We start from the raw sequence: 10,359 nt of genomic DNA, 5'->3' as shown, positions 1-10,359 counted from the left end.
CCCCGCGTCGAACGCACCGGTCCGGCGTTCGACATTTCCCCGGGGAGATTTTTCCGGCAGAGTACTTGTGACCTGCATCACCGCGGAAAGGGTGTCCGATGTCCGTCCTGCTCGCGATCGGAACGCGCAAGGGTCTGTGGCTGGCGACCAGCACGGACGACCGGGCCACCTGGGAGGTCACCGGCCCGCACCACCCGATGACGGAGGTGTACGCGGTCGGCATCGACACGCGGCGCGGCACGCCGAGGCTGCTGGCCGGGGTCACCAGCGAGCACTTCGGGCCGAGCGTGGCCACCAGCGACGACCTGGGCGCCACCTGGGCCGAACCCGACCACGCGCCGATCGCGTTCCCGGCGGACACCGGCGAATCCCTGGCCCGGGCGTGGCAGCTCGTGCCGGGCCCGGCGAGCGAACCGGACGTCGTCTACGCGGGCACCGAGCCGTCCGCGCTGTTCCGCTCCACCGACGGCGGCCGCACCTACGAGCTCGTCCGCGGCCTGTGGGACCACCCGCACCGCGAGCACTGGACGCCCGGGGGCGGCGGCAAGGCCATCCACACCGTGCTCCCGCACCCCACCGATCCCGGCCGCGTCACCGTGGCGATGTCCACCGGCGGCGTCTACCGCACCGAGGACGGCGGCGCGTCCTGGGCGGCCAGCAACACCGGCATCAAGGCGGTCCACGTGCCCGACCCGTACCCCGAATACGGCCAGTGCGTGCACAAGGTCGCCCGGCACCCCGCCGTACCGGACCGCCTGTTCGCGCAGGTCCACCACGGCGTCTACCGCAGCGACGACGCGGGCGCGACCTGGCAGTCCATCGCCGACGGCCTGCCCAGCGACTTCGGCTTCCCGATCGTCGTCCACCCGAACCGGCCCGAGGTGATCTACACGTTCCCGCTGGTCGCCGACGCGATGCGGTTCCCGCCGGACGGCCACTGCCGGGTGTACCGCAGCGAGGACGCCGGGAAGTCGTGGGAGGCGCTGGGGGCGGGCCTGCCCGACGGGTACTGGGCCGGCGTCATGCGGGACGCGATGTGCACCGACGACGCCGACCCGGCCGGGGTGTACTTCGGCTCGCGGACCGGCGACGTCTACGCCAGCCGCGACGACGGCGACAGCTGGCAGCTCGTCGCGGCGCACCTGCCCGACGTGCTGAGCGTCCGCGCCGCGAGGGTGTGAACCGTGCGGATCACCGTGCTGCTGCCCGGCACGCTGCGGGAGAAGGCCGGCGGCGAATCCCGGCTCGACGTCGACGTCGCCGAACCGGCCACGCTGGGTGCCCTGCTCGACGCGCTCGCCGAGCGCTACCCGGCGCTGGAGCGGCGGCTGCGCGACGAGCAGGCGGGGCTGCGCCGGTACGTCAACTTCTACGTCGACGGCGAGGAGTGCCGCCGCCGCGACGGCACCGCGACCGTGCTGCGCGAGGACGCCGAAGTGCAGATCATCCCGTCGGTCGCGGGAGGCTGAGCTCGTCGAACAGCGCCGCCGCCCGGCCGGCCGTCGCGGCCGCCCGGCGTCCGGTGCTGAGCAGCGCCAGCACGACGAGACCGGCCCCGAGCCCGGCGACCAGCCACCACACGCCGTGTCCCGCGCCCGAGAGCGCCACGCCCAGCGTCGTGCCGGTCTGCCGTCCGGCCGAGGCCAGCGACGCCGCCACCCCGGCCATCGACCCCGGCATCCCGGAGACGGCGGTGTTGGTGATCGGCGGGTTCACCGCGCCGAGGAACACGCCGAACAGCAGGAAGCTCGCGAGCACGGCCGGCAGCGGCGTGGCCGGGCCGAGGAACGCCGAGACGGCGCCGCCCGCGGCGAGCGCGACACCGGCGACGACCAGCGGCCACCGCGGCCCGCGCGTGCCGACGAACCGTCCGGTCCGCGGCGACAGGACCAGGACGAGCACGCCGACCGGCAGCAGGCACAGGCCCGCCGTCAGCGGGGTCATGCCGCGGATGTCCTGCAGGTACTGCGTCGTGACGAACAGGAAGGCGCCGAACCCGCAGAGCGCGAACAGCGCCATGACGATCGCCGCGCTGAACGACACGCTGCGGAACAGGCGCAGCTCGAGCAGCGGATCGGCGCGGCGCGGCTCGTAGGCGAGGATGCCCAGCACGCCGAGCCCGGCGAGGGTGAGCAGGCCGAGGATCCACGGGGACGTCCAGCCCAGCCGGTGCGACTCGATGAGCGCGGAGACGACGCTGCCGAGCACCAGCAGCACGAGCACCTGCCCCACCGGGTCGAAGCGGCGGGCCCGCGGCGCGCGCGATTCGGGCACGAACAGCGTCGTGGCGACGAGCGCGGCGGCGATGATCGGGACGTTGACCCAGAAGACGGCCCGCCAGCCGAAGCTGTCGACGAGCGCGCCGCCGAGGATCGGCCCGAGCGCCAGCGCCAGGCCCGACATCGAGCCGAACACGCCGATGGCCCGGGCGCGCTCGGCCGGCGCGGGGAAGGTGGTGGCGACGATGGCCATCGCGACCGGGTTGAGCATGGTGCCGCCGGCGGCCTGCAGCGCGCGGGCCGCGATCAGCCAGCCGATGCCGGGGGCCAGGCTGCACAGCAGCGAGCCGAGACCGAAGAGGGCGAGCCCGCACCGGAAGACGCGCCGGCGGCCGAACCGGTCGGCGGCGGACCCGGCGAGCACGAGGAAAGCGGCCAGCACCAGCGTGTAGGCGTCGACGGTCCACTGCAGACCGGAGACGGAAGCGCCCAGGTCACGGCGGATCGACGGCAGGGCGACGGTGACGATGGAGATGTCCATCACCACGACGACGATGCTGGCGCAGCAGATCGCGAGCACGAGACCCGGACGGCTTGCGGTCGGAACGTTCATGTCTCCGACGCTAGGATTTAGAGCGTGCTCGAAGTCAACCCGATCCCCGCGGAGGGCCTGACCATCGCGGACGCGGCCCGCCGCACCGGGGTCAGCGCGCACACGTTGCGCTACTACGAACGAGCGGGCCTGGTGGTGACCCGCGTCGACCGCACGAGCGGCGGCCGGCGCCGGTACCGCCAGCTGGACCTGGACTGGATCAAGATCTGCACCAAGCTCCGCGCGACGGGCATGCCGATCAAGACGATCCGCCGCTACGCGGACCTGGTCGCCGCCGGCCGCGGCAACGAGCGGGAGCGCTTGGCCCTGCTGGAGGAACACCGCGCCGACGTGCTGGCGAGGCTGGCGGAGCTGCAGGAGAACCTGAAGCTGATCGACCGCAAGATCGGCGTGTACCGGGGCCGCCTGGAAGCCGGCGACGCGGACGGGCTGTGGGCGCCGTCCTGATCAGCGCCTGACCCGCCCTCGCCGTCCGCGACGGGCACCTGTACCGGATCGGCTGGCGGTCACCCCAGGCCGCCGTAGGCCGCGGCGACCATGGTCATCCCCCGGCCGTCGCCCACGATGGCGTCCAGCATCTGGTTCATCGCGTAGGCGACCGTGAGGCCGGCGTCGAGGTCGTTGAACACCAGGGAACCGCCCATGCCGCCCCAGAAGCAGTTGCGGCCGCTGATGCCGTAGCCGAGGCCGTACCGCATCGGGACGCCCAGGCCGTAGTCGAGGCCGTGGTACTGCTCCTCCAGGGCCCGCTCGCACCCGGCCCGCGACAGCAGCCGCACCCCGCCGACGGTCCCGCCGGCCGACACGACCGACTGGACCCTGGCGACCGACCGGGCGTTGCCGTAGCCGGCGCCTGACGGGATCTCCGCGCGCCGCCACGCCGCGGTGTTCGTGTCCTCGGGCCCGAACTCGGGGTTGGGGGCGGCGTCGAAGAGCTCGGTCGGCGGCGGCACGGTCAGCCCGCCGGGCGGGGCGAGGGACGGCGCGACGCGGTGGTGTTCGCCGTCGGGCAGTCCGATGTGGAAATCGGCGCCCAGCGGTCCGGCGACTTCCGCGGCGAAGAAACTGCCGATCGTCTTCCCGGTGATCCGGCGGACGACCTCACCGAGCAGAAATCCTTGCGTGAGCGCGTGATAACAGCCGATTTCCCCGGGCGTCCACCGCGGTTTCTGCGCGGCCAGCAATGGGGTGACCACACTCGGGTCGCCCAGATCGGCGAGGGTGATGGGCGTGTCCCAGACGGGCAGCCCCGCGGTGTGCGACAGGACGTGCCGCACCCGCACGTCCGCGGCGCCGAACTCCGGCCAGTACCGGACGAGCGGCGCGTCGAGGTCGAGCTCACCGCGATCGGCGAGGACCAAGGCGCACAAGCCGACCATCGTCTTGGCCGTGGACCAGACGTTGGTGATCGTGTTCTCTTCCCAGGCCACGGTCCGGCCCGCATCGGCGTACCCGCCCCACAGGTCGGCCACGAGCTCGCCGCGGTGGACGACCGCGACCGAAGCGCCGACGTCGTCCTTGGCCAAGGACTCCGCGAGCGCGTCTCGCACTTCTTCGAACCGCTCATCGCACGTTCCGTGCACCTGCACCATGGGAGCCGACTCAACTCGCTCCGCCCCGGCGGCGCCACCGAATTAAATGGCACGCGGGAATAGTGATCACCCACCGGCGTTGCACACCGCGAATTCCCCACGGAATGTCCTTTATCAACTTGTAGCACGCCGTCCGAGCGCGCCGGTGCCACGATGAATGCCCCCGGATGGAGCATCGGAGGTGCGCCGATGGCGACCGAAGTGGCGACGTTCTGCCCGCTGTGCGTGTCCCGGTGCGGGGCCACCGCCACCGTCGACGACGGGCGCCTGCTCAGCCTGCGCCCGCTGCCCGGCCACCCCACCGGGCAGGCCCTCTGCGTCAAGGGCAAGGCCGCGCCGGAGATCGTCGCGCACCCCGGCCGGCTGCTGCACCCCCTGCGCCGGACCGCTCCGAAGGGCGCGGCCGACCCCGGCTGGGAGCGCATCGGCTGGGACGAGGCGCTGGCCACCGTCGCGGCGCGGCTGACCGCGATCGCCGCCGAGTCCGGGCCGGAAGCCGTCGTGTTCGGCAGCGCCTCGCCGTCGACGTCGGCCATGTCCGATTCCGTCGACTGGCTCACCCGGCTCCGGCGGGCCTTCGGCAGCCCGAACCTCGTCAGCTACATGGAGCTGTGCGGCTGGGGCCGCTACCTGGCCACCACGTACACCTGGGGCGAGCCGGTGCCCGGCGCCTACATGCCGGACCTCGAGAACGCCGGCTGCGTCCTCTACTGGGGGTACAACCCGTCGGTGTCCCGGCTCGCGCACGCCACCGCGACCACGGCGGCGCTGCGGCGGGGCGCGAAGCTCGTCGTGGTGGATCCGCGCCGCGCCGGGTTGGCGAGCAAGGCCGACCACTGGCTGCGCGTCCGCCCCGGCACGGACGCCGCACTCGCGCTGGCCATCACCGGCGAGATGATCCGAAACGGCTGGTACGACCACGACTTCGTCGAACGGTGGACCAATGCGCCGTGGGCGGTCCGGACCGACACCGGCGAGCTGCTGGCGCCCGGCACACCGGTGCCGGCCGGGGTGGCGACCCGCCGGGTCTGGGACCTCATCGCCGAGGAGTGCGCCCGGTTCGCCCCGGACGTCGCCGAGCGGATCACCGGCGTGCCCGCGGACCGGATCACCGCCGCGGCCCGGCTGCTGTGGGAAGCGCGCCCGGTCGCGTTCTACACCTGGAGCGGGCTGGAGCAGCACAGCAACGCAACGCAGACCGTGCGGGCGATCAGCCAGCTGTACGCCCTCACCGGCTGCCTCGACGTGCCCGGCGGGAACGTCCTGTTCACGCCTGTGCCGGCGAATCCGGTCGACGGGACACCGCTGATCTCCGCCGGACAGCGGGCCAAGACCATCGGCGTCCGCGAGCGACCGCTCGGCCCGGCGCGGTTCGAGTTCGTCACCGGCGAGGACTTCTACCGGGCGGCGCTGGACGGCGTCCCGTACCGGGCCCGGGCGCTGGTCAACTTCGGCGCCAACCTCGTGCTGGCCCACGGCGACAGCGCGCGGGGCCGGGACGCGCTCGGCGCGCTGGACTTCTTCGTGCACACCGACCTGTTCATGAGCCCGACCGCCGAGCAGGCCGACATCGTGCTGCCGGCGACGAGCGCGTGGGAGGCCGAGGCGTTGCGGATCGGGTTCGAGATCGGCCAGGACGCCCAGGCGACCGTCCAGGTGCGCCGTCCCCTGGTCGCCCCGCGCGGCGAAGCGCGTCCGGACCTGCGGATCATCTTCGACCTCGCGCTGGCGCTGAAGCTGGGCGAGCACTTCTTCGACGGCGACATCGAGGCCGCCTGGCGCCACCAGCTCGCGCCGAGCGGCCTCGATCTCGACCGGCTGCGGGCCGCCCCGGAGGGCATCCGCCTGCCGCTGCGGACGGTCCACCGCAAGTACGAACGGCACGGCTTCCGGACGCCGTCCGGCGTCGTCGAGCTGTACTCCGAGACGCTGCTGCGGGAGGGGTACCCGCCCCTGCCGACCTACGACGAGCCGTCGCTCAGCCCACTGTCGCGGCCCGACCTGGCGGCCCGCTATCCGCTGATCCTCACCTGCGCCAAGTCGCTGTTCTTCTGCGAGACCCAGCACCGCGCGATCCCGAGCCTGCGCAAGTCCGCCCCCGACCCCCAGGTCGAGCTGCACCCGGACGCGGCGGCGGCCCGCGGCATCACCGCCGGCGACTGGGTGCGGCTGGAGACGCCCCGGGGCAGCGTCCGCGCGCGGGCGAAGTTCAACGTCAACCTCGACCCGGGCGTGGTGTGCGGCCAGCACGGCTGGTGGGAACCGGCGGCCGGGCTCGGCGAGCCGGGCTACCCGGTCACCGGCGAGGGCAGCGCCAACCTCAACCTCGTGCTGGCCCAGGGACCGAGCGACCCGGTGAGCGGCAGTTCACCGCTGCGCGCGTCCCTGTGCGAGATCGTGCTGGAGAACGGTTAGCCGCTTCGGGGTCCCCGGGGCGGGCGATGATCGGCCGGGGTGCCGTCGTCTACCGTAAGGGTGGAACGGGCTACCGTCCGTGTGCTCCGACGGCGATGGCAAGGCGGCTGGTGAAGGAACGCGAGTTGCGGCGCCGCTGCAGGCGGCTGCTGAACGAACTGGGCATCCGGCCGCCCCTTGACGTCCTCGAGCTGTGCCGCAGCGTCGGCCGGCAGCGCGGCCGCCCGATCCGGCTGCTCCCGCACCGCATCCCGGTGCCCGGGCCGTTCGGTGCCTGGGTCGCCACCGCCCAGGCCGACTACATCGTCTACCAGCAGGACACGAGCAAGGCCCACCAGCGCCACATCATCCTGCACGAGCTGGGCCACATGCTGGCCGGCCACGGCGCCACCGCGGAGAACCACGACCTGGTCGCGCAGCTGGCGCCGGGCCTGGAACCGGAGGCGGTCGGGCGGGCCCTGCTGCGCACCTCCTACGACACCGACCACGAGCGGGAGGCCGAGACGGTGGCGACGATCATCCTGGAGTGGGCCTCGGTCCTCGACCGGGTGGCGCCGCCGTCATCGGACGAGGGGGCCGCCCGGCGGATCGACGCCGCGCTGGACGAACGGCTGGGCTGGCTGTGAGCAGCAAGATCACGCTGATCGTGGTCCAGGGCGTCATCCTGTTCCCGGCGCTGCTGTGGAAGAGCTACCAGCTGACCCGCGCACCGGGCGACGTGGCCCGCTGGATGGTCACGGCCTGCCTGGCCTGCTTCGCGGCCGCCTACCCGCTGGGCTTGCTGGCGGGAGACGTCAACCAGCCGGATCCCGGGCAGATCGTGCCGCTGCTGTTCCAGCACATCTTCCTGTGCGGGCTGGTCTTTTCCCTGGCGTGTTTCTTCCTGTTCTCGGCCCTGCCGGGCTCGCGCGCACGGCGGCGGGCCCTGCTGGAAGCGATCCCGCTGGGCGCCGCGATCCTGGTGATGGCCACGGTCACGGTGCTCATGCCGGACGTCCCGCCGGCGCAGTACCCCCGCGCCGGAGTTTCGGTCTTCTACCTCGCGGCGGACCTGTACCTCACGTACGGCATCGCGAGTGCCTGCTTCTTCGCACGGCGTTACGCCCGCGGGGCGGCACCACGGCTGGCCCGCGGCCTGTCGGTGGCGTCGGTGGGCTTCGCGATCGGCGCCCTGGGCGGGGCGACGCTGATCGCGGTGGTGCTGGTGCACTGGGCGGGCGCGGCGATCCCCTGGCTGCTGGTCCAGGCGACGGTCTGGCTGGTGTTCCCGAGCGCGATCCTGCTCGTCGTCGGCCTGTCCTACCCGGGCGTCGCCACCCGCCTGGCGGCGGCGCGGGTGTGGTGGCAGCACCTGCGGACGTACCACCGCCTCCGTCCTCTGTGGACGAAGCTGCACGAGGCGTTCCCGGAGGACGCACTGAGCCGCACCCCGCTGAGCCGCTGGGACACGCTGAGCGTGCGAGGAGTCCACCGCCGCTACTACCGGCGGGTGATCGAGTGCCGGGACGGACTGGTCCGGATCAGCCCGTACGTCGCCCGTTTGGACGGCCCGCTCCCGGACCGCCTGACGGAGGCGCTGCGCGCCCACGCCCGCCGCGAGCAGGTCCCGGAGGAACCCACGCCACTGGCCATCCCGGCCGGCGGCAGCCTGGACGAGGACGCCCGCGAGCTGGTCACGCTGTCCGAGTCCCTGAGGGCGGCGGCCGCCTGAGGTCAGACACGAGGTCCTTTACCCCGACGCGGTATCGGACCAGCACAGGCCGTACATGAGACCCGGTCTCAAGGAGTCGAACTTCAGGTGCACTTCGCCGATTCGATCAACTTCGACGGGGTGATCCAGCGGGTCGATTTCTTCGATGGTCCCAGCAGGCATGCCGTCGACCGACCACACCGCAGCCGGCCTGCGCTCCCTGTCGAATTTGACCCGGGCATCGAAGTGATCAACTCGGTGGAATGGACTGAAAATGTACTGCGGCCGAACGCGTGTTCCCGACGGCAAGGTGATCTGGGCGGCGTACTCGTGCGTTTGACCGATCCGCAAGGGGCGAGGCAGCCGGATCGTATAGTTCCGGTAGCTGCGGGTGATGTTTTTCCTCGCAACCACTTCACCGCCGAAGAGCATATCGACGATCTCTAGTTTCTGGTCACTCAGATCCACTCCGGGCACACTGAACTGGAGGCTGATCTCCGCGAGGTCGTCCCTGGTCGCGATGATCCTTCGCTCTTCCATGAGAGTCAGTGGATCGGTGTCCATCCTGACGAGGACCTTGAGCGCCTCGACGGACCAGCCGGCGTAGGGGTCATCGTCCTGGCCGGCCGGCCCCGTCCTCGAGATCGTTTCGGCGATCCGATCGAAGGCCGCGTCGATGCGACGACGCGCAGTCCGTGGATCACGATCAAGCGCACCGGCCAGCCAGCTGATTCTCCGGTCCAGGAAATCGCCGGCCGCTTGCTCCTGTATGCCGAACGCCGTCAGTGCCGCCAGCCGGAGGTCAGGCGGGAGGTGGTCACAAATTCTGGAGATGGCCAGAATCAGCTTGTCCCTGACCGCGGACGGAGAGTCGCCGTCTCGAACATCGATCTTCGCCCGGAGGCTGGGTCCGATCCGCTGAACCACGTCGAGAGAATCGAGTCCCCGCCCGCGGCGAAGCTCGTTCAACTCTTTCCTGAGCACGTCGACCTGCTGGCCTTCGGCGACGCGGTTGTCGTTCATTGATCCCAGCGCTCGGTGCGTCGTCGCAACGGCCTCGGTGAACGACCGTTGACATCGGGCCTCCGCTTCCGGCCCGGACTTCCCCATGGTCTGCACTTGGAGTACTCGCGCAAGAGTGCCACTCGCTCCTGCGGCTGGCTCCCGCGCAGCGTGACCACGAGGCCGATCAGCCATGTCGCCAGGAAGAGGGCAAGAGCCAGAACCGCCCACGCCGACAGGGTCACGTCACCCAGCCATGTCGCTATCGCACGCATGCGACGCCCTCTCGTCAACGGGATCGCTTCCGTCCTCGCATGACCCGGCTAGAAAGTCTGCATGTCAAGCATGGTGTCTCGCGCGTGTCAACATGTCAAGAAGGTGGACAACCGGATGTCCAGCCTCGATCTTGGGCGCCCGGAACCGCCCGACCGACAGCGAGCTACCCGATCGATCACCCACGTCGCCGGCACGCCGAACAAGAATCGATCAGCGGTCAAGCCACGGAGCGAGCAGCTTCTCCAGATCAGCATCCGAAAGCGCCCGAGGCCCGCCGTGGAACTCGTGCCACCGCGAAGCGTCCCGCGCCGCGTTGTACTCGACCTCGTACGCCCGCATCAGCACGTACATGAACGTCACCGAGCTGAACCGCTCCCCGAGCAGCGTCCGGGCCTGACGGGCGACGTCCGTAGCCCCGCACACGTCCGACAGCTTCAACGATTCCGCAGCCGGGTCGAGCAGGCTGGGCGCATACATCACGACGAATTCTCCATAACCGAAACGAAACTCAGCCCTCAGCAGCCAGCTGCCCACAGGCCGCGGCGATCTCCT

At 71.5% G+C, this 10,359-nt stretch carries 10 protein-coding genes; 6 read left to right on the top strand and 4 right to left on the bottom strand.

All coding sequences use genetic code 11. The features are described 5' to 3' along the window. Nucleotides 1–98: 98 nt before the first annotated feature. Both CCN39_RS09880 and CCN39_RS09875 read left to right on the top strand, forming a co-directional pair. Nucleotides 99–1,181 (top strand): glycosyl hydrolase, encoded by a 1,083-nt coding sequence (locus CCN39_RS09880; protein ID WP_086840552.1) that lies wholly within the window; start codon nucleotides 99–101, stop codon nucleotides 1,179–1,181. Nucleotides 1,182–1,184: 3 nt separating this feature from the next. Next, nucleotides 1,185–1,469: a ubiquitin-like small modifier protein 1 gene (locus tag CCN39_RS09875; protein ID WP_086840550.1), complete on the top strand. Its 285-nt coding sequence runs from the start codon at nucleotides 1,185–1,187 to the stop codon at nucleotides 1,467–1,469. Here the strand turns inward: CCN39_RS09875 and CCN39_RS09870 are convergent. After that, nucleotides 1,444–2,832 carry an MFS transporter gene (locus CCN39_RS09870; protein ID WP_086840549.1) on the bottom strand — a complete coding sequence of 463 codons (1,389 nt, stop codon included), beginning with the start codon at nucleotides 2,830–2,832 and terminating at the stop codon, nucleotides 1,444–1,446. The two genes, CCN39_RS09875 and CCN39_RS09870, sit on opposite strands and share 26 nt — an antisense overlap. 24 nt (nucleotides 2,833–2,856) lie before the next feature. On the opposite strand from CCN39_RS09870, the gene CCN39_RS09865 reads away from it, so the two are divergent. Continuing rightward, nucleotides 2,857–3,279 carry a MerR family transcriptional regulator gene (locus CCN39_RS09865; RefSeq protein WP_086840547.1) on the top strand — a complete coding sequence of 141 codons (423 nt, stop codon included), beginning with the start codon at nucleotides 2,857–2,859 and terminating at the stop codon, nucleotides 3,277–3,279. A 59-nt stretch (nucleotides 3,280–3,338) separates the two neighbouring features. On the opposite strand, the gene CCN39_RS09860 is transcribed toward CCN39_RS09865, so the two are convergent. After that, on the bottom strand, nucleotides 3,339–4,424 hold the full coding sequence (locus tag CCN39_RS09860) for a serine hydrolase domain-containing protein (RefSeq protein ID WP_086840545.1): 1,086 nt from the start codon (nucleotides 4,422–4,424) through the stop codon (nucleotides 3,339–3,341). Nucleotides 4,425–4,613: 189 nt separating this feature from the next. Between CCN39_RS09860 and CCN39_RS09855 the strand changes: the two genes are divergently transcribed. The 3 genes from CCN39_RS09855 to CCN39_RS09845 all read left to right on the top strand — a co-directional run bounded on the left by CCN39_RS09855 (nucleotide 4,614) and on the right by CCN39_RS09845 (nucleotide 8,550). Continuing rightward, on the top strand, nucleotides 4,614–6,839 hold the full coding sequence (locus CCN39_RS09855; RefSeq protein ID WP_086840543.1) for a molybdopterin-containing oxidoreductase family protein: 2,226 nt from the start codon (nucleotides 4,614–4,616) through the stop codon (nucleotides 6,837–6,839). Between the two features lie 110 nt (nucleotides 6,840–6,949). Further along, complete coding sequence (locus tag CCN39_RS09850) at nucleotides 6,950–7,465, top strand: ImmA/IrrE family metallo-endopeptidase (protein WP_086840567.1); 516 nt, start codon at nucleotides 6,950–6,952, stop codon at nucleotides 7,463–7,465. Beyond that, on the top strand, nucleotides 7,462–8,550 hold the full coding sequence (locus CCN39_RS09845; RefSeq protein ID WP_086840541.1) for an MAB_1171c family putative transporter: 1,089 nt from the start codon (nucleotides 7,462–7,464) through the stop codon (nucleotides 8,548–8,550). The genes CCN39_RS09850 and CCN39_RS09845 overlap by 4 nt, the downstream gene beginning before the upstream one ends. 18 nt (nucleotides 8,551–8,568) lie before the next feature. On the opposite strand, the gene CCN39_RS09840 is transcribed toward CCN39_RS09845, so the two are convergent. Together CCN39_RS09840 and CCN39_RS09835 are read right to left on the bottom strand one after the other, a co-directional pair. Then, the gene (locus CCN39_RS09840) at nucleotides 8,569–9,552 is read right to left on the bottom strand and encodes a hypothetical protein (protein ID WP_086840565.1); all 984 of its coding nucleotides are present in this window, start codon (nucleotides 9,550–9,552) and stop codon (nucleotides 8,569–8,571) included. 465 nt (nucleotides 9,553–10,017) lie between these two features. After that, entirely contained in the window at nucleotides 10,018–10,284 is a 267-nt protein-coding gene (locus CCN39_RS09835; RefSeq protein WP_208630194.1) for a hypothetical protein, read from the bottom strand. Nucleotides 10,285–10,359 lie beyond the last annotated feature (75 nt).

It is taken from the genome of Amycolatopsis kentuckyensis, assembly GCF_002155975.1.
Taxonomy (GTDB): domain Bacteria; phylum Actinomycetota; class Actinomycetes; order Mycobacteriales; family Pseudonocardiaceae; genus Amycolatopsis; species Amycolatopsis kentuckyensis.
Note: the sequence above shows the minus strand (reverse complement) of the source record. Positions and strands in the feature narration are given on the sequence as shown.

Excerpts from the sequence above, each read along its gene's own strand:
- CCN39_RS09880 (WP_086840552.1), top strand. The coding sequence starts at position 99 with ATGTCCGTCCTGCTCGCGATCGGAACGCGCAAGGGTCTGTGGCTGGCG.
- CCN39_RS09870 (WP_086840549.1), bottom strand. The coding sequence starts at position 2,832 with ATGAACGTTCCGACCGCAAGCCGTCCGGGTCTCGTGCTCGCGATCTGC.
- CCN39_RS09860 (WP_086840545.1), bottom strand. The coding sequence starts at position 4,424 with ATGGTGCAGGTGCACGGAACGTGCGATGAGCGGTTCGAAGAAGTGCGA.
- CCN39_RS09855 (WP_086840543.1), top strand. The coding sequence starts at position 4,614 with ATGGCGACCGAAGTGGCGACGTTCTGCCCGCTGTGCGTGTCCCGGTGC.
- CCN39_RS09840 (WP_086840565.1), bottom strand. The coding sequence starts at position 9,552 with ATGAACGACAACCGCGTCGCCGAAGGCCAGCAGGTCGACGTGCTCAGG.
- CCN39_RS09835 (WP_208630194.1), bottom strand. The coding sequence starts at position 10,284 with ATGTATGCGCCCAGCCTGCTCGACCCGGCTGCGGAATCGTTGAAGCTG.